Consider the following 20885-nt stretch of genomic DNA (forward strand, 5'->3'; position numbering starts at 1 on the left):
TGCTCACTTCGCGGGCATCTGCTGCTGGGCCTTGGCGAGTTGGGCCCTGACCGAGTCGGTGGTGACCGCGCGTCCGGCGGCCGCGTCGGCGAACAGTTCCTTCACGGCCGTACCGACCGCCGTCTCGAACTGCGACTCGTCCGCGACCTGCGGCAGCGCGACGGCGCTCTTGGCCAGGGTGTCCTTCAGGACGGCGTTCGACGGAGTGGTGAACGCGGCGTCGGACTGGGCGGACTTGACCGGCGGGATGGTGCTGTAGGCCGTGTTGAGGATCTTCTGCTCGGCGTCACCGGTCATGAACTTCACGAACTTCGTGGCGCCGTCGAGGTTGTCGGTGTTCTTGAAGACGGCCAGGTTGATGCCGGCGACCATCGAGTTGACCTGGGCGCCGGAGCCGGGGGCGCCGGACTGGACGGGCACGGGTGCGATGCCGTACTGGTCCTCGCTCATGCCCTGCGACGTGAGGTTGGAGGACGCGGACTGCCACAGCAGCATCGCCAGCTTACCCTTGGCGAAGTCGCTCACGGACTGGTTCTGCGCGTACTCGGCGTCGCCGGTGGGGATGACCTTGTCCTTCGCCATGAGGCCGACGTACTGCTGGACCGCGGCGACCACGCCGTCGTCGGTGAAGTCGGGCTTGCCGTCGGCGGTGAAGAAGTCGGCGCCGTGCTGCTGGGCGAAGACGAAGACGTGGTGGATGTTCTCCGAGACGTTCGCGCCCTCGGCGCCGAGGACCGACTTGCCCTTCGCGTTGATCTTCTTGCCGTCGGCGACGAGTTCGGCCCAGGTGGCGGGGGGCTTGGCTATGCCGGCGTCGGCGAAGATCTTCTTGTTGTAGTAGAGCGCGTACGCCATCGAGTACAGCGGCACGGCGGCCGGGTCCTTGCCGGCGGCGCCGGTCGAGCCGAGCGCCGAGTCGACGAAGCGGTCCCTGCCGCCGATCTTGCCGAGGTTCTTCGCGTCCCAGGGCAGCAGCGCGCCGGTGGCCTGAAGGGAGGCGCTCCAGGTGTTGCCGATGTTCAGGACGTCGGGGCCCTGACCGGAGGTGGTCGCGGTGAGGATCCGGTTGAGCAGGTCGGACCAGGGAACGACCTCCAGCTTCACCTTGATCCCGGTCTGCCTCTCGAACTTGTCGAGTTCGGGCTGGAGGACCTTCTTGTCCACCGCGATGCTGGCGCCCTGGTTGGACGCCCAGTACGTCAGCGTCTTCGGCGAGTCGTTGGACCCGCCGCCCGTCGACGAACCACCTCCGCAGGCCGTGGCGGCCAGGGCGAGAGACAGGGTGACGGCCCCTACGGCCGCGACTCGGATGCTGCGCATGGCTCCCGGTGTCCCTTCGGGGATTGCAATCATGGCTTAATTTAGGACGTGAGTTAAACCTCAGGAGAAGCACTCGTCAAGGGGTGCGGCAACGCTTGTGGAACTCCGGCCCCGCCTCTTGACGCGCCTGTTCGGGTAGTTGAAGCATTCACCGGCAAGAGAGCGCTCCCAAACCCCACCCCGTTCACTTCCTGAACAGGAGAGCCGCCCCATGCCCCTGCCCGCCATCGGCCGCAGAGCCGTGCTGGCCGCCGCGGCCGCCTCGGCCCCCGCCGCCGTGCTCGGTCTGTCCGCCCCCGCGTCCGCCGCCGCCCAGACGATCGGCAAGACCCCGGCCGCAAAGACCCCGGCCGGGAAGAGGCCGCGTCTGCTGCCTGGCGGCGGCGACCTCGGCCCGAACGTCCTCGTGTTCGACCCGTCGACGCCGAACATCCAGGCACGACTGGACGAGGTGTTCCGGCAGCAGGAGTCCGCCCAGTTCGGCACCGGCCGCTACGCCCTGCTGTTCAAGCCCGGCACCTACCAGGGCCTCAACGCCCAACTCGGCTTCTACACCTCCATCGCCGGCCTCGGCCTCTCCCCCGACGACACGACCATCAACGGCGACGTGACGGTCGACGCGGGCTGGTTCAACGGCAACGCGACGCAGAACTTCTGGCGTTCGGCGGAGAACCTCGCCCTGGTCCCGGCGAACGGCACCAACCGGTGGGCGGTCGCGCAGGCGGCGCCTTTCAGACGCATGCACGTGCGCGGCGGCCTCAACCTCTCGCCCACCGGCTACGGCTGGGCGAGCGGCGGCTACATCGCGGACAGTCGCATCGACGGCCAGGTCGGACCGTACTCGCAGCAGCAGTGGTACACCCGCGACAGCGCGATCGGCAGCTGGCTCAACGGCGTCTGGAACATGGTGTTCTCGGGCGTCGAGGGCGCACCCGCCCAGAGCTTCCCGAACCCGCCGTACACCACGCTCGAGACCACCCCGGTCTCCCGGGAGAAGCCGTTCCTGTACGTCAGCGGCAGCGAGTTCCGCGTCTTCCTGCCCGAGAAGCGCACCAACGCCCGCGGAGTGACCTGGGGCAACGGCACCCCCCGCGGTACGTCCCTGCCGCTGTCGCAGTTCTACGTCGCCAAGCCCGGCGTCACCGCGGCGACCCTCAACCAGGCCCTCACGCAAGGACTTCACCTGCTGCTGACACCGGGGATCTACCACCTCGACCGGCCGATCCAGGTGAACCGCGCCAACACCGTCGTCCTGGGCCTGGGTTACGCGACCCTGGTCCCCGACAACGGAGTCACCGCCCTGAAGACGGCCGACGTCGACGGCGTACGCCTGGCCGGACTCCTCGTCGACGCCGGCCCCGTCAACTCCGCCACCCTGCTGGAAGTCGGCCCCCACGGCGCCACCCGGGACCACTCGGCCAACCCGACCACCGTCCAGGACGTGTTCGTCCGCATCGGCGGCGCGGGCGCCGGCCGGGCCACCACCAGCATGGTGATCAACAGCCGCCACACCATCGTCGACCACACCTGGGTCTGGCGCGCCGACCACGGCACCGGCGTCGGCTGGGAGACCAACCGCGCCGACTACGGAGTGGTCGTGGGCGGCGACGACGTGCTGTGCACGGGCCTGTTCGTCGAGCACTTCAACAAGTACGACGTCCAGTGGAACGGCCAGCGGGGCCGCACGATCTTCTTCCAGAACGAGAAGGCGTACGACGCCCCGAACCAGGCCGCCATCCAGAACGGCCCCGTGAAGGGCTACGCCGCCTACAAGGTCGGCGACGCCGTCACCACGCACGAGGGCTGGGGCCTGGGCAGCTACTGCTACTACAACGTCGATCCGGCCATCGTGCAGCACAGCGGCTTCGCCGCCCCGAACCGGCCGGGGGTGCGCTTCCACGACCTGCTCGTCGTCTCGCTCGGCGGCAACGGCCAGTACGAGCACGTGATCAACGACACCGGGTCACCGACGCAGGGCACGTCGACGACGCCGTCCACGGTGGTGTCGTACCCCTGACGGGCCGCGACGGCGGCCCCGGGCGGGTCGCGCCACGCCTTCGGGGGACGTGACGCGACCCGCCCACACGGTTCGGCAGGGCCGCAGGGGGCGCCGGGCAGGGGCCGTCCTGCTAGCGCGCCGGAGCCGCCGCGGTCGCCGCCGGGGCCGGTGCGTAACCGGTGGGCCGGGCCGTGAAGGTGCCCCGGCCCTGCGTCCGGCTGCGCAACCGGGTCGCGTAGCCGAACAGTTCTGCCAGCGGCACGGTGGCGGTGAGCACCGCCGCGCCGCCGCGCGACTCGGAACCCGTGACCCGGCCGCGCCGAGCCGCCAGGTCGCCGAGCACACCGCCGACGGCGGCCTCGGGCACGGTGACCGTGACCTCGGCGACCGGCTCCAGCAGCGCCATCGCGCACACCCGCAGCGCCTCGCGCAGCCCGAGCCGGCCCGCCGTGCGGAACGCCATGTCCGAGGAGTCCTTCACATGCGTCGACCCGTCGGTCAGCGTCACCCTGAGCCCGGTCACCGGGTGACCGCCGAGCGGTCCCTCGGTCAGGGCGTCCCGGCAGCCGGCCTCCACCGCGCGCACGTACTCCTGCGGCACCCGGCCGCCGACCACGGCCGAACGGAACTCGAAGCCGGTGCCCCCGGGTTCGGGCGCGAACGGCTCGACGTCCAGCACGACATGGGCGAACTGCCCTGCCCCGCCGTCCTGTTTGACGTGCCGGAGCACCAGCTGCGACACCCCGCGGACCACGGTCTCCCGGTACGTCACCCTCGGACGGCCGACGGTGACGTCCGGCCCCGAATCGCGGCGGATCTTCTCCACCGCGATCTCCAGGTGCAGTTCACCCATGCCCGACAGCACCGTCTGGCCGGTCTCGGGATCCGTCCGCACCACCAGCGACGGGTCCTCCTCGGCCAGTCGCGCCAGCGCCGACGCCAGCCGGCCGGTGTCGCAGCCGCGACGGGCCTCGACCGCCACCGACACCACCGGGTCGGCGACCGACGGCGGCTCCAGGACGAGCGGAGCGGCCGGATCGCACAAGGTGGAACCGGCCCGGGCGGACTTCAGCCCCACCACGGCGACGATGTCCCCGGCGACCGCCCGGTCCAGCTGGGCGTGCCGGTCGGCCGTCACCCGCAGGATCCGCGCGACCCGCTCGGTACGCCGCGTGCCCGGATCCCACACGGTGCCTCCCTTCTCGATCGTGCCCGAGTAGACACGGACATACGTCAGCCGGCCGGTGGCGGTCGCGTTCACCTTGAACACCAGCGCGGCGAACGGTGCCCCCGCGTCGGCGGGGCGGAACTGCTCGGCTCCGTCGTGCGTCCCGCGTACGGGTGGGACGTCCAGCGGGGACGGCAGGTAGGCCACCACCGCGTCGAGGAGCGGCTCGGTGCCGCGGTTGCGGTAGGCCGAGCCGCAGAGCACGACGAGGCCCTCTCCGGTGCGGGTCAGGTCGCGCAGGGCGGTGATGAGGGTGGGCGTGGATACAGTCGGCGGAGGTGTGTATACGATCGGCGGCGCGGTGGATGCAATCGACACGGATGCCGTCGACACGTCGACGGTCGGCTGCATACAGAATTCCTCCATCGCCGCCGGATGCAGTTCGGCCACGGCCTCCTCCAGCGCCCGGCGCCGCCGCCACGCCTCCTCCCCCAACGCCTCGGGCACCGGCGCCTCCTCGACCATGTCACCGCCGTCGGCCCAGACCAGCGCACGCATGCGCACCAGGTCGACCACCCCGGTGAACGCGTCCTCCGCACCGATCGGCCACTGCACGACGAGCGGCGCCGGGTGCAGACGTTCCCGGATCGACGCCACGGCGGCGTCGAGGTCGGCACCCGCCCGGTCCATCTTGTTGACGAACGCGATACGCGGTACGCCGTGCCGGTCTGCCTGCCGCCACACGGACTCGCTCTGCGGCTCGACCCCCGCGACGGCGTCGAACACCGCGACCGCGCCGTCGAGCACACGCAGCGAGCGCTCGACCTCGTCGGCGAAGTCGACATGGCCCGGCGTGTCGATCAGGTTGATGCGGTGGCCGTCCCAGGCGCAGCTCACCGCGGCAGCGAAGATGGTGATGCCGCGGTCGCGTTCCTGAGGGTCGAAGTCGGTGATGGTCGTGCCGTCATGAACCTCGCCGCGCCGGTGTGTGATGCCGGTCGCATACAGGATCCGTTCGGTGACGGTGGTCTTGCCGGCGTCGACGTGGGCGAGGATGCCCAGATTGCGGACGGCGGCCGACGAATTGGTGGAGTGCGGACGGGGTGCGGTGCGCATGGCCCGATGCCTTTCGCGTGGATGCGGAATGGGCGGCGCGATTCCCGGGCAGACAAAAGCTGATCGACCGTCAACTGGGCGTCGCCGGTGGACACCGAAGCGACGGATGTGGCATGCGAATGCGGAATACGTCAGCGGTGTGCCGCGGGGTTCCGGTGCCGGCCGCGCTGCGGGCACCGGGCGGACGAGGACACGAGGATCACCTCGTACCGGGAACGGGGAACGGCGACGGCGGCGTGGTCACACACGGCACGGCTCCCCTCACTCGTCGGCTGGTCACGAACGGCGCACCGTCCTGTGGTGGCGGCGCTCGACGCATCATGAGTGTAGGGAGGACGACCGTGTCGGGGCACGGAATTTTCTTCGGCGCCCGGTATTGCCGAAGCTCCCGAACAGGCGGAGAAGGGGCGGAGATTCCCGTTCGGCACCATTCCTCCGCGCTCTTCCGGGAATTCGTTCCGCCGGCCCGACATTTTCCGGACATTCGTCCGACGGGCATCGGCCAACTTCTGTGCGGCGAGGGCGCGTTGCCACGCCGGGACCGGCGTCCCGGGTGCTGTGCGCGGGGACCGTCCCTGCGCACCCGTGGTTGTCCGAAAAGCGATGGTCGCGTGTCGCTGACAGAACACCGGTGGGCCGTGACCGGAGAACCGGCCCACCGGCCGGAATGGCGGTGATCACACCCCCGGCACACGGCAGTTGCGCCGCGGCGGCCCGCGGACGGGCAGCCGGGACGGCCGTCGAAGCCGGGCATTCCGCGGTACCGGTACGCCGAGTGCTCATTGACGCCCACTACCGGAGATGGCCGAGAAGCCGGGATACCGGCGTCCGGACCGGGGCGCCTTCGCCATCTCCCGGGCGGGGTCCGGGGGGTGGCCGGTGGACGCCCTCCCGCTCCTGGAGCAGACCTAATCTGTTCCGCAGCAGCCTTGAAGTGATCACGGCAAGCAGATGGATTGGACTCGATTGGACACGCACAAAACGCGGAAGACGAGGTTCACCACACTGCGCCGCGGTCTGACGATCCCGGCCCCCGCTCTGGTGCTGATAGCGGGAACGCTCTTCTCACGTGTGGGCGACTCCCTCGCCTCCCTCGGAATGGTGCTGGACGCGGCGGACCACGGCATCCGCTGGGGCGTCACCGAGGTCTTCCTCGCCGAGCTGATCCCCACCGTCCTGGCCGCTCCCCTCGTCGGGGCACTGGTGGACCGGCTCAGCGCCCGGTCGGTGTGCCTGTCGGCGCTGGCCGTCCAGGCGCTGTCCCTCGGTGCCGCCGCCGCAGTGGACGGCTTTCACCTGCGGGTGGGGCTGATCGCGCTGTCAGGGCTGGCCGGCGTGGCGTCGGTGACGGCCGGCTTCAAGATGCTGCCGGTGGTCGCGGGTGGCGAGCACACCGGGCGGGCCAACAGCCTGCTCACCGCGGGGCTGTCGACGGCCGGGCTGATCGGCCCGCCGCTGGCCGGCTTCCTGCACTCCGCGCGGGGAACCGCGTTCCTGCTCGGTGCCGACGCCGTGTCGTTCCTGGTACTCGCCGGGTGCACGGCGCTGGCCGTCCCGCGCCGTACGGACGTGGCGCTCGGTCGCCGGCCCTCCGCGAAGCTCTCGGACGGCTACCACGCCCTGCGCGACGCCCCGGTGGTGGGCATGCTGCTGCCCACGCTCGCCGCGGCGATGCTGGCCACCAGCGTCGAAGGGGTCGCCGGCGTCTTCTATCTGCGGGACGTGGCCGACGGCAACGAAACCCTCTTCGGGTTCTTCCTGGCCACCTGGGCGCTGGGCAGCATCCCCGGTGCGCTCCTGGCCGGTCGCGCGGGCTGGTCGGCGCGGCACACCGCGCTCATCCTGGGCGGAGTGCTCGGCATCTCCGTCGCGTTGCTGTCCGTCGGGCTGCTGCCGGTGGCCGCGGTGATCTTCCCACTGTTCCTGCTGGGCGGGTTCGGCAATGGTGTATGCAATGTCGGTCTACGAAATGCCGTACACAGTCAGGTGCCGGCAGCAGTACACGGCAGCGCGTGGGCCTGCTACCAGGCGCTGTCGCGGATCTGCATCGGCCTGGGCTTCGTCCTGGGCACCCCGAACGCTCTCGTCTCCAGCCGCGGCCAGGTGATCTTCTCCGGTGCCGTCCCACTGGCCTTCTCCCTGTGGGCGCTGATCGGCCTGGGCCGCCGCGGGCAGTCGTTCCTCGCCAAGTCCCCGGCCGGGATCAGCGAGGCCTCGGGCTGAGAGGTCCCGGGCAGAAGGACCCAGCCTGCGGGCCGACGCGGGATTCGGGCAACGCGGAAGGGTGCCGACCGTCGACCGGTCGACACCCTTCCATGAAGAAGTGTCCGAGGGGGGACTTGAACCCCCACGCCCGATAAAGGGCACTAGCACCTCAAGCTAGCGCGTCTGCCATTCCGCCACCCGGACGAGGTGTCCGCCGCCTTGCCGGGGGTCTTCCCCGTGGCGACAGGGACAACAATACCAAGGTTTCGGAGTGCGTTTCACCTGCATATCCACCGTGTGGGCAGGACCACGGGGGCCGGCGCCCCCATGGTCCCGCACCTGCACAACGGGTGAACACCGTCTCACTCTCCGGTGGCGCAGGGTGCCACGCGGCCGTCCGTCACAGCGGGAGCAGTGGGAGCAGTGGGAACAGTGGGAGCAGTGGGAGCAATGGGAGCGTCACGGCAGGAGCTGGTAGTCCGGGAAGTTCCCGGGCAGCCGTTCCCCGGCCGGGCCCTGCGTGACCGCGCGCACCAGGAGCTCGCCGCCGACGAAGGCGCCGCGCCAGGACGCGCCGAAGCCGCCGAAGAGCTCGTCGCGGTCACCGCGCGAGCGCGGCTTGCCGTGGCCGACCTTGAACGCCCGGATCTGCGGCGCCAGCCGGTCGTAGGTCGCGCGGTCGTCCGTGGCGAGCGTGGCCACCAGGGCGCCGTTGGAGGCGTTCATCGCGGCCAGGAGCTCGGCCTCCGTGTCCACCAGGACGATCGTGTCGACCGGGCCGAACGGCTCCGCGTGGTGCAGCGGGGACGACGGCGGCGGATTGAGCAGGGTGACCGGCTGTACGTACGCGGAGGTGTCCTGACCGGGAAGGAAGCGGGCGTCGGCGAGCCGGCCCCGGTGCAGCGGGACGGCGCCCCGGTCGACGGCCTCGCTGACCTGGTCCGTGAGCTCCTTGGCCTTGGCGGCGTTGATCACCGGACCGAAGTCCAGCTCGGGCAGGGCGTCGCCCGGGTCCTCGACGGCCAGCGGGTGGCCGACCCTGATCGTACGGACCGCCGGGAGGTAGGCGGCGAGGAACTCGTCGAACAGCGCACGCTGGACGACGAAGCGGGGGTAGGCGGTGCAGCGCTGCTTGCCGTAGTCGAAGAGCTTGGGGACGACCGCGGTGAGCGCGTCCCAGTCGGAGAAGTTCCAGATGCCCCAGGTGTTGAGTCCTTCCTGTTCAAGGACGTGCCGCTTGCCGAGGTCGGCGACGGCCGTGGCCACCGCGGCACCGGTGTCGCGCCCGCCGACGAAGGAGACGCATCCGATCTCGGGCGCCCGCACCAGCGCCTGGGACAGCTCGCCGCCGCTGCCGCTGACGAGGGTGACGGGAACGCCCTCGCGGGCGGCCAGTGCCGAGGCCAGGGTGAGGCAGGCGACACCGCCGTCGGTGGGGGTCTTGGCGATGACCGCGTTGCCCGCCAGGGCCTGGACCAGCATGGCGTGAACGAGCACGCTCATCGGATAGTTCCAGCTGGCGATGTTGGACACGGGGCCGTCCAGCGGGGTGCGGCCGTCGGTCATCGGCTCGATGCCGTCGACGTACCAGCGCACGCCGTCGATGGCCCGGTCGACGTCCGCCCGCGCCAGCCGCCAGGGCTTGCCGATCTCCCAGACGAGCAGCAGGGCGAGCAGGTCACGGTGCTCGGTCAGCGCGTCCAGGGTGGCCGCGATCCGGGCCCGGCGTTCGGCGAGGGGGACGTGCCGCCAGGCGCGGTGCTGGTCGAGTGAGGCGCGTACGGCCTGGTGTGCGGTGTCCCGGTCCAGGCGCGGCGCGCCGGCGATGGGGCTGCCGTCGACCGGCGTGGTCGCGGGCAGCGCCCGCCCGTCCGGCTGCCAGGCGCCGCCGAAGAGGTTGAGGACACGGTCGTCGCGGAAGGCCTCGGGAGCGACGGAGAGGCTTCGCTGCCAGGCGTCGTTCCAGGACGTGCCCGGTTTCAGGATGAGGGGGCGGTTCGTGGTCGGGATGGATGCCATGGGTAGCTCCGCTCTCGGTGCAGGCTCGGGGCGGGGTGTGGCCAGGGTCGTCCTCGGCACCTGAGCCCGATTCGACGCGGACTCGGGCGGGGGTGTCGTACGTCGTCGGGCGCTGAACAGCCGGGGAGGGTGCCGCCCCGGGCGGCGACAGCCGTTCGACTGCGGGCCGCAGGCTGATCAACACGGCATCGGATCAGGGCAGTTGGCCCGCACCGCCGTCCCGGGTGAGGCAGGCCGGCCCGCGGCGCCCCTCTACGATCGGCTCAGCCATCACCGGAGGGGGAACACCGAATGGACACCACGACGGAGGAACCCGGGCGCCGGGTCACCACCCTGGAACTCTTCTTCGACCTGGTCTTCGTCTTCACACTCACCCAGCTGACGGTGCTGCTCGCCGCCGACCTGTCGTTCGCGACGGCGGGCCGCGTGGCGCTGATCTTCGTGGTGCTGTTCTGGATGTACGGCGCCTACGCCTACCTCACCAACCAGGTGCCGCCCGACCGCCCGTCCCGGCGTCTGCTGCTGATGCTCGGCATGGCCGCGTTCCTGGTGTGCGCTCTGGCGATCCCACGGGTCTTCGACGACACCGGCGTGGTGTTCGGGCTCGGCTTCCTGCTCGTCGTGATCGTGCACACGGCGCTGTACACGCGCAGCCACGGCCGCGACTCGATCTGGTACGGCGTGCCGAACGCGCTGGCCGCCCTCTCGGTCACCGCCGCCGGTCTGGTCGACGGCCTGCCGGCGGACGGCCTGTGGATGCTGGCGCTGCTGCTGCAGTTCGTGACCCCGTTCGTGGCCGAGCACGGCCCCGGCCGCCGGGACGGGCGCACGGCCGCGACCCTGCGGGTCCAGCTCGGCACCCTGGACCCGGCCCACTTCGTGGAGCGGCACGGACTGCTGCTGATCGTCGCGTTCGGCGAGTCGGTGATCTCCATCGGCTCCGGCATCGGTGATCTGCCGCTCACACCCGGCCTGTTCGGCGGTGCGTTCCTGGCGCTCGCGCTCGCCGTCGCCCTGTGGTGGACGTACTTCGTGCGCGACGAGGAGAGCGCCGAGGCCGCGTTCCGGGCGACGCCACCGCCGCAGCGCTGGCGGATGGCCATGAACGCCTACTACTACGCCTTCCTGCCGATGCTGCTGGGCATCGCGTATCTCGCCGCCGGGGTGAAGAAGACGCTCGGGCATCTCACCGAGGAGCTCGCCACCGGCCCGGCGCTGGCGCTGGCCGGCGGGGTCGCGCTGTTCCTCGTCGGTGATGTGGCGTTCAGGAGGGCGATGCGGCTGCTTCCGGTGCGGCACCGCGCGGTCGCCGCACCGGTCGCCCTCGCGGCCGCGCTCCTCGGCGTCCGCTGGTCCGCGGCCGTCGAACTCATCGCCCTGGTCACGGTGTTGGTGGCGATGCTGGCGGTGGAGGCCCGCTGGTGTACGACTCGAAGGCGTGCCCTGGACGTGGCGCGCGCCTGAAACCCCCGGCCTCCGTCAGGAGTTGTCGCGCGCGTGGTACGACCGCCGGGTGTGCTCGGTGTGCTCGCGCATCAACTGGGCGGCGCGCTCCTCGTCGTGGCCGGTGATGGCGGCGAGCAGATGCTGGTGCTCCTCCCAGGACTGCTTGCCCCGGGAACGCGCCACCGGCGTGTAGAACCAGCGCACCCGGCGCTCGACCTGCCGGCCCAGCTCGGCGAGGACCGCGTTACCCGACAAATCCATGATCTTGGCGTGGAAAGCGGCGTTCAGGGCCACCGCGGTGGCGATGTCGTCAGGGTGGTTGGCGACGGCCGACATTCCCCGGATCAGCAGTTCCTCCAGGGCGTCGATGCCGTCGTCGTCCGCGTGCACGGCGGCGAGCCGGGCCGCCTCGGTCTCCATGAGCGTGCGGACCGTCAGGAGCTGGTCGGCCTCTTCCTCGGTCGGCTCGTGCACGAACGCGCCCTGGGCGGGCCGCAGATCGACCCACCCCTCGGTGTTCAGCCGCTGCAGCGCCTCGCGCACCGGCTGCCGGGACACCCCGAGGTGCCCGGCGAGTTCGCTCTCCACCAGGTGCTGGCCGGGCTGCAGCGCGCGGGTGGTGATGAGTTCGAGCAGCGCCTCGTAGACGCGGTCGCGCAGCGGTCCGGGCCGTTCGAGTCTGGGCACTGCCCCCTGCGGCAGTCCGGTCGACAACATCGCGGGTCCCCCTTCTCGGCACCCCGTCCGCCGTGGACGGTGTGCGCGTGTGCAGTGGACGCCCAGTATCGATTGTCTTTCGTCTACGATCTACGGTGCACAACCGACCGTAGACCGTGAACCGGGCGCGTGACCGGTGATCTCACCGGTGATCTCAAGGGCACCGTACGACCTGCCCGGCATAGGACAGATTGCCGCCGAAACCGAACAACAGGACGGGGTCACCGCTGGAGAGCGTGCCCCGCTCGACGAGCTTGGACAGGGCCAGCGGAATGCTGGCGGCCGAGGTGTTGCCCGATTCGGTGACATCGCGCGCGACCACCGCGTTGACAGCACCGATCTTCTCGGCCAGGGGTTCGACGATACGCAGGTTCGCCTGGTGCAGGACGACTCCGGCGAGATCCTCCGGGGCCGTCCCGGCGCGCTCGCACGCCTTGCGGGCAAGGGCCGGCAGCCGGGTCGTGGCCCAGCGGTAGACGCTCTGCCCCTCCTGCGCGAAGCGCGGCGGTGTGCCCTCGATCCGCACCGCGTGCCCCATCTCCGGCACCGAACCCCACAGCACCGGCCCGATCCCGGGCTCCTCCCCCGCCTCGGACGCCTCGACGACGACGGCCCCCGCCCCGTCCCCGACGAGGACACAGGTGCTGCGGTCGGTCCAGTCGGCCACCGCGGACATCTTGTCGGCACCGATGACCAGGGCGCGGGTCGCGGCACCGGCGCGGACCGTGTGATCGGCGGTGGCCAGGGCGTGGGTGAAGCCGGCGCAGACCACGTTGACGTCTATCGCGGCGGGCTCCGGAATGCCGAGCCTGGCCGCGACCCGGGCCGCGTTGTTCGGGGAGCGGTCGATCGCCGTGGAGGTGGCGACCAGGACCAGGTCGATGTCGGCCGGGGTCAGGCCCGCTGCGGCGAGGGCCTTGGCGGCCGCGTGCGCGGCGAGTTCGTCGACCGGCTCGTCGGGGCCCGCGAGGTGCCGGGTGCGGATGCCCACCCGGCTGCGGATCCACTCGTCACTGGTGTCGACCATGCCCGCCAGGTCCTCGTTGGTGAGCACCTTGGCGGGCTGGTGGTGGCCGATGGCGATGATGCGCGAGCCGTTCAACTGAGGTCCCCTCGTTCAGCGTAAGCAGCGGGATCCACCAGTCTGGACAGTGACTCACGGGTACGACGGCAGGTGAAGCCACAGGAATCGGGGGCCGGTGTTGTCGGCTTCCGTCAGACCCTCGGACGCCCGAGCACTCACCCGGTCAGTCACCCGGTGAACAGCTGGGTCGCCTTCTGCACGAGTTCGTAGAGCCCGTACCCGAGCGGCGCGGCCACCCACAGCCAGGCGAACGCGATCAGTCCCCGTCGGCTAGGCGGACTGGTGTCGCTGGACATCGGCGGCCTCCCTCGCTGCGGGGACGTGGTGACGGGAGTGGACGGGGCGTACGAGCTCGTTGGCGACGAACCCGATGACGAGCAGGCCGATCATGATCCCGAACGACAGCCCGTACAGCGCGGCTCCGTGCTTGCCGGCCGCTTCCTGCCGGTCAGCGATCCAGTTCACGATCAGCGGCCCGAGCACACCCGCGGTCGACCAGGCGGTGAGCAGCCGCCCGTGGATCGCACCGACCTGGTAGGTGCCGAACAGGTCCTTCAGATAGGCGGGGATCGTCGCGAAGCCGCCGCCGTAGAAGGAGAGGATCACCAGTGCGCACAGGACGAACAGCGGCTTGGCCGAGTCGCCGGCCAGGGCGAGGAGCAGGTACGTCAGCGCTCCGACGCCGAGGTAGACCCGGTAGATGTTCTTGCGCCCGATCAGGTCGGATGCCGACGACCAACCGATCCGGCCCGCCATGTTGGCGGCCGACAGCAGGGCGACGAAACCGGCGGCCGCGGAGGCCGACACCGAAGTGGAGCTGTCGGCGAAGAAGTCCGTGATCATCGGCGCGGCCTTCTCCAGGATGCCGATGCCGGCGGTGACGTTGGTGCAGAGCACGACCCACAGGCACCAGAACTGAGGGGTGCGCACCGCGCTGCGGGCCGACACCTGAACGCCCGCGAGGGAGCTCATGTCGCGGTCCTCGGGCCTGTCGGCGCGTGGTACCCGGACGAGGAGGACGCCCAGCGACATGAAGACGGCATACGAAAGACCGTGCACGAGGAACGCGAGCGCGATCCCGGAGTGGTCCGTGCCGAACGAGTCGAGCATCTGCGCCGACCACGGCGAGGCGATCAGCGCGCCGCCGCCGAAGCCCATGATGGCGATGCCGGTGGCCATGCCGGGGCGGTCCGGAAACCACTTGATCAGGGTGGAGACGGGTGAGATGTAGCCGATACCGAGACCGATCCCGCCCACGAAGCCGTAGCCGAGGACGATGAGCCAGTACTGCTCCGTCTGCGCGCCCAGCGCGGAGAGCAGGAAACCCGAGGAGAAGCAGACGAGGGCCACGGTCATCGCCCAGCGCGGGCCGTTGCGTTCGACGAGTGTGCCGCCGAACGCGGCCGACAGACCGAGCATCACGATGGCCAGCTGGAAGGGCAGGGCGCTCTCGGTGCCGTCGAGATGGAGCGCGGCTTCGAGGGGCGGTTTGAAGACGCTCCAGGCGTAGGCCTGGCCGATGGAGAGGTGGACGGAGAGAGCGGCGGGCGGAACGAGCCAGCGGCTCCAGCCCGGGGGTGCGACAGGGGGGCTGCTCATGAGGCCGAACGGTAGGGGGCGGCCGGGGAAGTTGAATACAGGGCGCGTCGACCGTATGCGATGAACGGTATGCAGAATGCGGTGAACGGTCGGCGTGCGACCCTTGGCGTGCTGTCCTCCACGCTGCACGTGCAGGACAATGAATGGCTACCAGCACGTACAGAACCGGGGCTGATCAGGACATGGGACGAGTCACGGAACGACGCAAGGTGATCCGCATCCGCGGCGGGGCGGTCTCCGCCCGTCCGGACACGCTCGTCGCCGAGGAACCCCTGGAGATCAGGCTGAACGGCAAGCCGCTCGCGATCACCATGCGCACGCCGGGTGACGACTTCGCGCTGGCCGCCGGGTTCCTGGTGAGCGAGGGTGTGCTGGCGACCGCATCCGATCTGCTGAATATCGTCTACTGTGCGGGGGCGACGGTCGACGGCTCCAACACCTACAACGTGGTGGACGTGAAGACCGCGCCCGGCGTCGCACTCCCCGATTTCACGCTGGAGCGCAACGTCTACACCAGCTCCTCCTGCGGGCTGTGCGGCAAGGCCAGCCTGGACGCGGTCCGTACGACGGCCCGCTGGCCCATCGCCGACACACCCCCGATACGTGTCGCACCCGAACTGCTCACCGCCCTCCCCGACCGGCTGCGCGCGGCCCAGCGGGTCTTCGACCGGACCGGCGGTCTGCACGGGGCAGCCCTGTTCGACGAGGACGGGGAGCTGCTGGACGTCCGCGAGGACGTGGGCCGGCACAACGCGGTCGACAAGCTGGTCGGCCGCGCGTTGCAGAACGGGGACCTTCCGCTGTCCCGCACCATCCTGCTGGTTTCCGGCCGGGCCTCCTTCGAGTTGGCGCAGAAGGCCGTGATGGCGGGCATCCCGGTGCTGGCGGCGGTCTCGGCGCCGTCCTCGCTGGCGGTGGACCTGGCCGCCGAGACCGGGCTGACCCTGGTGGGTTTCCTGCGCGGCAGTTCCATGAACGTGTACGCGGGCGAGGACCGCATCGCTCTGCGGGCCACGGCCGCCCAGGGCTGACCCGCTCGGGTCGCGGGTCGGCCGGCCCGCCGCCGGCCGGTCAGGATTCCAGCCGTAGCTCCTCCGCTCGCACCACTGTCCCCAGCCGCGGGAAGTCCAGCGTGACCGAGGCCTCGTGCTCGGCGGCGGTGAAGGCAGCCATGGCGTTCTCGACGAAGACGAGGTCGTAGCCGAGGTCGGCGGCGGCGCGGGCGGTGGACTCGACACCGAGGTTGGTGGCGATGCCGCCGAACACGAGCGTGGTGACTTTGCGCTCCCGCAGCCGGGCGTCGAGGTCCGTGCCGTGGAAGGCGCCGATCGTACGCTTGACGACCTCCAGGTCGCCGTCCCGCGGAAGGCCTGCCACCAGGCCGCTGCCGGGCGGCTGCTCGGCGACGCCGGGGCGTTCGACGCGGACGAGCGCGACGGGCGCGCCGGCCGACCGGAAGGCGGTCGCCAACTGCTCGGCGACGAGGAGGACTTCGGTTCCCTTGCGGGGCTCCAGGGGCAGCGCGACGATGCGGTCCATCAGGTCGACGAGGACGAGGGCGGTGCGCGCCGGATCGAGAGTGAGAGGTGCGGTCATGACGGAACGTTAGCCGTCATACGCCGTCCGTACCGGAAATCCGGATCAGCAGGGCCATGAACCGGTCACGTTCGGCCGCCGGTAGCGGGGCGAGCAGCGCGTCGTTCGCCTCTCGGGCCGCCTTCTCGCAGCGGGTGAGCCGCCGGGCGCCCTCGTCGGTCAGGGAGACCGCGTTCTTGCGGCGGTCGCGGGGATCCGGTGCGCGGACGACGAGGCCCGCGGCCTGGAGGTCGTTGAGGACGCCGACCAGGTCCTTGGGGTCGAGTCCGATGCCGCGGCCGAGGTCGGCCTGGGCGACGGGGGCGAGGTCGCGGACGGCGGAGAGTACGACGTGGTGCCACATCTTCATGTCCTCCGCCGCCAGCGCCTCGGCGACCAGAGCCCGGCCACGGGCGGCCGCCCGGCCGAGGATCCAGCTGGGGAGGGAACGGATCGCGGAGAGGGGGGCTTCGGTCATGAGCACAGCCTACCGGCCAACCGTTGGACTTCCCAATGAATACCCTCTAACGTTGGGGCTCCCAACGATTCGCGGGCACGCCCTTCCCAAGGGCGCTCCCGCGCCACGTCCGCTTCTGCAGGAGGTGCGATGCGTCGCGTCCGGTACGAGTCCCCCGGCGGCCCACTGTTCCTGGAGGACGCCCCGATGCCCGAGCCCGGCCGGGGCGAGCTGCTCGTGCGTGCCGAGGCCGTCGGCGTCACCCTCCCGGTCGTGCGCAAGGTCGCCGAGGCCGCCGCGCCGGTCCCGCTGGGCGGTGAGATCGCTGGGGAGGTCGTGGCCGTCGGCGACGGTGTCACCCGGTTCGAGGCCGGCCGGCGCGTGACGGGACTGTGCTTCGGGCACGGGTACGCCGAGTTCGCGATCCTGCACGAGGCGATGGCCTCCCCCGTGCCGGAGGCCGCCTCCGCCGTCGACGCGGTGGCACTGGTCCGCAGCGGACTGGTCGCACTCGGCGCCCTGGAGGCGGCGCGGCCGGAGCGCGGCGAGGCGGTTCTGGTCACCGCGGCGGCGAGCGGTGTCGGTCACCTCGCCGTCCAACTGGCGCGCGTGCGCGGCGCCGCCCGGGTGGTGGGCGCCGTGTCCGACCCGGCCAAGGCGGACTTCGTCCGCTCCCTCGGCGCCGACGACGTGATCTCGTATGCGGACGACGGCTGGGGAGATCCCGTCGACTGCATATTGGATGCAGTCGGCGGCGACCTGCTCACGCCCGCGATCGGCGCACTCTCCCCGGACGGCCGGCTGGTGGCGTACAGCTCGGGCGGCGGGACGATCCAGGCGTACGACCTGCTGGTGGGCGCCAAGTCGGTGATCGGGTTCCAGATGGCCCGGATCGCCCGAAACCGACCGGAGCTGTACGAGCACTGGCGGGGCGAGCTGTGGCGGCTGTTCACGGAGGGCGCGCTGCGGCCCGCCGTGCACGGGGAATTCGCGCTCAAGGACGCGGCCCGCGCCCATGAGGTCATCGAGTCGCGGAGCAACCTCGGCAAGGTGGTGCTGCGCCCCTGAACCGTCCCGCCGCTCCCGGGAAGTGGATGCACGCTTCTTGTGAGGCGACCGAGCCGCCAACTACCGTCATGGAAGCGCACGTTGGACGTGGGATGTCCCGTTGTCCAGAGATCCGGATGTACGGATCCAAGTGGATGAAGGGCAGGTCGCACCATGCCGTCAAGTTTTCGCGCACGCCAAAGACATATCCTGGCCGCTGTTCTCACGGTGGCCGCGGTGCTCCTTCCATTCCTGTCACCGCATCCGGCACAGGCCGGGCCGGCCGCTTCCACAGCCCAGGCGCCCGCCTCGGCCGACTTTGAACAGCAGGTTCTCTTCAAAGCCTCGCGGGACCCCGGTTACGCCTGCTTCCGCATCCCCGCCATCGTGCGGACGACGAAGAACACGCTGCTGGCGTTCGCCGAGGGGCGGGTCCTCAACTGCGGGGACGCGGCCGACATCGACATCGTGGTGAAGCGCTCCGCCGACGGCGGCCGTACCTGGAGCCCATTGCGGGTCGTCACCGCGGGAGCCGGTGACACGCACGGCAACCCGGCACCGATCGTGGACCGCGCGACGGGCCGCGTCCTGCTGGCGGAGACCTACAACACCGGCCGTACGGACAGCGGGAGTTGCCCGGTTCCCTGCGACCGTACCCCGCACCTCCAGTACAGCGACGACGACGGCCTGTCCTGGTCCGAGCCGCGCGACCTGAGCCCGGAGATCCTGCCTCCCGACTGGAATTCCTGGTACGCGACCGGACCGGTGCACGGCACCCAGCTCACCCGGGGCCGGCATGCCGGGCGGCTGGTGTTCGGCGTCAACACCGAGACCTGGAACGGCAGCAGGGTCACAGCCAACCACGCGGCGCTGATCGTCAGCGACGACGACGGCGACCACTGGCGGGCCGGGGCCACCGACACCTGGCCGATCGCCGACGACGGCACCTTCCGGCAGAAGCCGTCCGAGCTGACCCTCACCGAGCGCGCAGACGGCTCCGTCCTCGTCAGCGGCCGTGAACAGGACGGCACCGATCTCGGCCACCGCACCCAGACGGTCAGCCGCGACGGCGGCGACAGCTTCGCCGCCCCCTTCCACGACCTCCCGGACCTCTACGCCCCCCAGGTGCAGGGCTCGACGCTGCGCCTGGGCGACCGCATCCTGCTGGCCTGCCCGGGCGACCCGGACCGCCGCCGGACGATGATGATCCGCTCCTCCTACGACGGCGGACGCACCTGGGACAGCGTGGACCGCGGCACGGTCGTCACCACGGACTGGTCCGGCTACTCCGACCTGGTGCGTGTCGGCCACGACACGGTGGGCCTGATGTACGAGGGCGGTGCGGTCGACGCCCGCGACGAGATCCGGTTCGCCCGCTTCACCGAGGACTGGCTCACTCCGCGCCGCGGCCCCGACCCGGGCACCGCCGACCTCGCCCCGCACGCCCCGCGCGCGGCCGTGCTCGGCGGCGCTGAGGAGACCGACGGTGTGTCGGGCGGTGCGCTGGACTTCGACGGCGTCGACGACGCCGTACGACTGCCGTACCGGTCCCGGCTGCCGCTGGGCACCAAGGACTTCACGGCGTCGCTGTGGTTCCGATACACCGCCACGACCGGCGAGCAGCCGCTGCTGTGGATGGGCGGCATCGGCACCACCCAGCCCCAGGTCTGGCTGCGCGGCGAGCCGGACAGCGACCGCATGCGCGGGCTGATCACCGTACGGGACGGCGCGACCGCCGTGCGCACGGTGACCGTGAACACCGCCGGCGCCTACAACGACGGCCGGTGGCACCATCTGGCGCTGCGCCGCGGCGGCGGCCGGTTGACAATGTTCGTAGACAGTATGCAATCGTCCGTCGCCGATGTACCGGGTTCGGTCAGCCGCAACTCCCCGTTCGGCGTGCACATCGGCCAGCGCATGGACAGCCGGGCTTTCTTGACCGGTGCCATCGACGACGTCCACGTCTGGGACCGGGCGCTCAGCGACGACGAACTGGCCGGTCCCCCGGAGTCGGAGCCCGCGAAGGACACCGTGCTGTGGCTGCCCCTGGACCACATCGGCACAGGCCGCGGAACCAGCTGAACGACTGGAGAGGCCGCCGGGTCCCGGCAGGCGTCAGCGGGTACCGGGACCGGTGCCGGCGGCGGTCCGTGACGCCGTGGCCGACGCCGTCGGCGTCGCGGGGGTCTCCGGATCGTGTGCCCGGCGCCGGGCGATGACCGCGCACACCATGAGCTGCATCTGATGGAAGAGCATCAGCGGCAGGACCGCCAGCGAGGCGTGCGCGCCGAACAGCACGCTTGCCATCGGCAGCCCGGAGGCAAGGGACTTCTTCGACCCGGCGAACTGGATGGCGATCCGGTCCTCGCGGCCGAAGCGCAGCGCGCGGGCGCCGTACCAGGTCAGGGCGAGCATCACGGCGAGCAGTACGGCCTCGACGGCCAGCAGCCCGGCCAGCCGGACCGCGCTCACCTGATGCCATATCCCCCGCACCATGCCCTCGCTGAACGCGGTGTAGACGACCAGCAGAATGGAGCCGCGGTCGACCAGCCCGAGGACCTTCTTGTGCCGGGCGACGAAGCCTCCCACCCAGGGCCGCAGCACCTGGCCGGCGAGGAACGGCACGAGCAACTGCAGCACGATCTTCACCAGGGAGTCGGCGGAGAACCCGCCGCCCGCGTTGCCGAGCAGGCCGGCCGCCAGCAGCGGGGTGAGTACGATCCCGACCAGCGACGAGAAGGAACCCGCGCAGATCGCCGCGGGCACGTTCCCGCGGGCGATCGAGGTGAACGCGATCGACGACTGGATCGTCGACGGAACGAGCGTGAGAAACAGCAGACCCTGGTAGAGCGGCTGGGTCAACAGCACCGGCACCAGCCCCCGCGCGGCCAGGCCGAGCAGCGGGAAGGCAACGAAGGTGCAGGCCAGGACGGTGACATGGAGCCGCCAGTGCTTCAGTCCGTCCACTGCCTCACGGGTGGACAGCCGGGCGCCGTAGAGGAAGAAGAGGAAGGCGATCGCGGCCGTGGCAGCGCCGGAGGCGACATCCGCGGCCGCGCCCCGGGCCGGCAGGAGGGCGGCGAGGCCCACCGTGCCGAGCAGCAGCAGGACGTACGGGTCGATCGGCATCCGA

16 protein-coding genes and 1 tRNA gene are annotated in these 20885 nt (G+C 71.0%); 6 read left to right on the forward strand and 11 right to left on the reverse strand.

All coding sequences use genetic code 11. The annotated features are described in order from the left end of the window. Positions 1-3: 3 nt before the first annotated feature. Positions 4-1320 (reverse strand): sugar ABC transporter substrate-binding protein, encoded by a 1317-nt coding sequence (locus ACH45E_RS39490; RefSeq protein ID WP_361448870.1) that lies wholly within the window; start codon positions 1318-1320, stop codon positions 4-6. A gap of 211 nt (positions 1321-1531) precedes the next feature. Here ACH45E_RS39490 and ACH45E_RS39495 point away from each other — a divergent pair, with 211 nt between their 5' ends. Next, positions 1532-3337: a coagulation factor 5/8 type domain-containing protein gene (locus ACH45E_RS39495; protein WP_361448873.1), complete on the forward strand. Its 1806-nt coding sequence runs from the start codon at positions 1532-1534 to the stop codon at positions 3335-3337. Positions 3338-3449: 112 nt separating this feature from the next. On the opposite strand, the gene ACH45E_RS39500 is transcribed toward ACH45E_RS39495, so the two are convergent. Beyond that, positions 3450-5603 carry an elongation factor G gene (locus tag ACH45E_RS39500; protein WP_361448876.1) on the reverse strand — a complete coding sequence of 718 codons (2154 nt, stop codon included), beginning with the start codon at positions 5601-5603 and terminating at the stop codon, positions 3450-3452. Positions 5604-6569: 966 nt separating this feature from the next. Between ACH45E_RS39500 and ACH45E_RS39505 the strand changes: the two genes are divergently transcribed. Beyond that, positions 6570-7826, forward strand: coding sequence for an MFS transporter (locus tag ACH45E_RS39505; protein ID WP_361448879.1), 1257 nt, complete (start codon positions 6570-6572; stop codon positions 7824-7826). A gap of 101 nt (positions 7827-7927) precedes the next feature. Here ACH45E_RS39505 and ACH45E_RS39510 read toward each other — a convergent pair. Both ACH45E_RS39510 and ACH45E_RS39515 read right to left on the reverse strand, forming a co-directional pair. Then, positions 7928-8012, reverse strand: a tRNA-Leu gene (locus ACH45E_RS39510). Between the two features lie 255 nt (positions 8013-8267). Then, on the reverse strand, positions 8268-9827 hold the full coding sequence (locus ACH45E_RS39515) for an aldehyde dehydrogenase family protein (protein WP_361448882.1): 1560 nt from the start codon (positions 9825-9827) through the stop codon (positions 8268-8270). 291 nt (positions 9828-10118) lie between these two features. On the opposite strand from ACH45E_RS39515, the gene ACH45E_RS39520 reads away from it, so the two are divergent. Continuing rightward, complete coding sequence (locus ACH45E_RS39520; RefSeq protein WP_361448885.1) at positions 10119-11291, forward strand: low temperature requirement protein A; 1173 nt, start codon at positions 10119-10121, stop codon at positions 11289-11291. Positions 11292-11306: 15 nt separating this feature from the next. Here ACH45E_RS39520 and ACH45E_RS39525 read toward each other — a convergent pair whose 3' ends face one another. The 4 genes from ACH45E_RS39525 to ACH45E_RS39540 form a co-directional block, all read right to left on the reverse strand. Then, positions 11307-11990: a GntR family transcriptional regulator gene (locus ACH45E_RS39525; protein WP_361448888.1), complete on the reverse strand. Its 684-nt coding sequence runs from the start codon at positions 11988-11990 to the stop codon at positions 11307-11309. Between the two features lie 154 nt (positions 11991-12144). Then, positions 12145-13092 (reverse strand): beta-ketoacyl-ACP synthase III, encoded by a 948-nt coding sequence (locus ACH45E_RS39530; RefSeq protein ID WP_361448891.1) that lies wholly within the window; start codon positions 13090-13092, stop codon positions 12145-12147. Between the two features lie 149 nt (positions 13093-13241). Continuing rightward, positions 13242-13370, reverse strand: coding sequence for a hypothetical protein (locus tag ACH45E_RS39535; protein ID WP_361448894.1), 129 nt, complete (start codon positions 13368-13370; stop codon positions 13242-13244). Next, positions 13345-14673, reverse strand: a complete 1329-nt coding sequence (locus ACH45E_RS39540) for an OFA family MFS transporter (protein ID WP_361448897.1) — start codon at positions 14671-14673, stop codon at positions 13345-13347. The genes ACH45E_RS39535 and ACH45E_RS39540 overlap by 26 nt, the downstream gene beginning before the upstream one ends. 182 nt (positions 14674-14855) lie before the next feature. On the opposite strand from ACH45E_RS39540, the gene fdhD reads away from it, so the two are divergent. Next, positions 14856-15704 (forward strand): formate dehydrogenase accessory sulfurtransferase FdhD, encoded by an 849-nt coding sequence (gene fdhD, locus ACH45E_RS39545; protein ID WP_361448900.1) that lies wholly within the window; start codon positions 14856-14858, stop codon positions 15702-15704. Positions 15705-15744: 40 nt separating this feature from the next. Here fdhD and ACH45E_RS39550 read toward each other — a convergent pair whose 3' ends face one another. Beyond that, positions 15745-16269 carry an isochorismatase family protein gene (locus tag ACH45E_RS39550; protein WP_361448903.1) on the reverse strand — a complete coding sequence of 175 codons (525 nt, stop codon included), beginning with the start codon at positions 16267-16269 and terminating at the stop codon, positions 15745-15747. A gap of 16 nt (positions 16270-16285) precedes the next feature. Beyond that, entirely contained in the window at positions 16286-16726 is a 441-nt protein-coding gene (locus ACH45E_RS39555) for a MarR family winged helix-turn-helix transcriptional regulator (protein ID WP_361448906.1), read from the reverse strand. 129 nt (positions 16727-16855) lie between these two features. Between ACH45E_RS39555 and ACH45E_RS39560 the strand changes: the two genes are divergently transcribed. Together ACH45E_RS39560 and ACH45E_RS39565 are read left to right on the forward strand one after the other, a co-directional pair. After that, on the forward strand, positions 16856-17773 hold the full coding sequence (locus tag ACH45E_RS39560) for a zinc-binding dehydrogenase (RefSeq protein ID WP_361448909.1): 918 nt from the start codon (positions 16856-16858) through the stop codon (positions 17771-17773). Between the two features lie 153 nt (positions 17774-17926). Continuing rightward, complete coding sequence (locus ACH45E_RS39565) at positions 17927-19834, forward strand: sialidase family protein (protein WP_361448912.1); 1908 nt, start codon at positions 17927-17929, stop codon at positions 19832-19834. A 33-nt stretch (positions 19835-19867) separates the two neighbouring features. Here the strand turns inward: ACH45E_RS39565 and ACH45E_RS39570 are convergent, their stop codons facing one another. Further along, positions 19868-20881 (reverse strand): bile acid:sodium symporter family protein, encoded by a 1014-nt coding sequence (locus ACH45E_RS39570; protein ID WP_361449189.1) that lies wholly within the window; start codon positions 20879-20881, stop codon positions 19868-19870. Positions 20882-20885: the final 4 nt, after the last annotated feature.

Origin of the sequence: Streptomyces sp. NPDC020299 (genome assembly GCF_044387825.1) — a bacterium.
Lineage (GTDB): Bacteria > Actinomycetota > Actinomycetes > Streptomycetales > Streptomycetaceae > Streptomyces.

Coding starts and splice junctions, on each gene's coding strand:
- ACH45E_RS39490 (WP_361448870.1), bottom strand. CDS start 1,320: ATGCGCAGCATCCGAGTCGCGGCCGTAGGGGCCGTCACCCTGTCTCTC.
- ACH45E_RS39495 (WP_361448873.1), top strand. CDS start 1,532: ATGCCCCTGCCCGCCATCGGCCGCAGAGCCGTGCTGGCCGCCGCGGCC.
- ACH45E_RS39500 (WP_361448876.1), bottom strand. CDS start 5,603: ATGCGCACCGCACCCCGTCCGCACTCCACCAATTCGTCGGCCGCCGTC.
- ACH45E_RS39515 (WP_361448882.1), bottom strand. CDS start 9,827: ATGGCATCCATCCCGACCACGAACCGCCCCCTCATCCTGAAACCGGGC.
- ACH45E_RS39520 (WP_361448885.1), top strand. CDS start 10,119: ATGGACACCACGACGGAGGAACCCGGGCGCCGGGTCACCACCCTGGAA.
- ACH45E_RS39525 (WP_361448888.1), bottom strand. CDS start 11,990: ATGTTGTCGACCGGACTGCCGCAGGGGGCAGTGCCCAGACTCGAACGG.
- ACH45E_RS39535 (WP_361448894.1), bottom strand. CDS start 13,370: ATGTCCAGCGACACCAGTCCGCCTAGCCGACGGGGACTGATCGCGTTC.
- ACH45E_RS39540 (WP_361448897.1), bottom strand. CDS start 14,673: ATGAGCAGCCCCCCTGTCGCACCCCCGGGCTGGAGCCGCTGGCTCGTT.
- fdhD (WP_361448900.1), top strand. CDS start 14,856: ATGGGACGAGTCACGGAACGACGCAAGGTGATCCGCATCCGCGGCGGG.
- ACH45E_RS39550 (WP_361448903.1), bottom strand. CDS start 16,269: ATGACCGCACCTCTCACTCTCGATCCGGCGCGCACCGCCCTCGTCCTC.
- ACH45E_RS39555 (WP_361448906.1), bottom strand. CDS start 16,726: ATGACCGAAGCCCCCCTCTCCGCGATCCGTTCCCTCCCCAGCTGGATC.
- ACH45E_RS39560 (WP_361448909.1), top strand. CDS start 16,856: ATGCGTCGCGTCCGGTACGAGTCCCCCGGCGGCCCACTGTTCCTGGAG.
- ACH45E_RS39565 (WP_361448912.1), top strand. CDS start 17,927: ATGCCGTCAAGTTTTCGCGCACGCCAAAGACATATCCTGGCCGCTGTT.
- ACH45E_RS39570 (WP_361449189.1), bottom strand. CDS start 20,881: ATGCCGATCGACCCGTACGTCCTGCTGCTGCTCGGCACGGTGGGCCTC.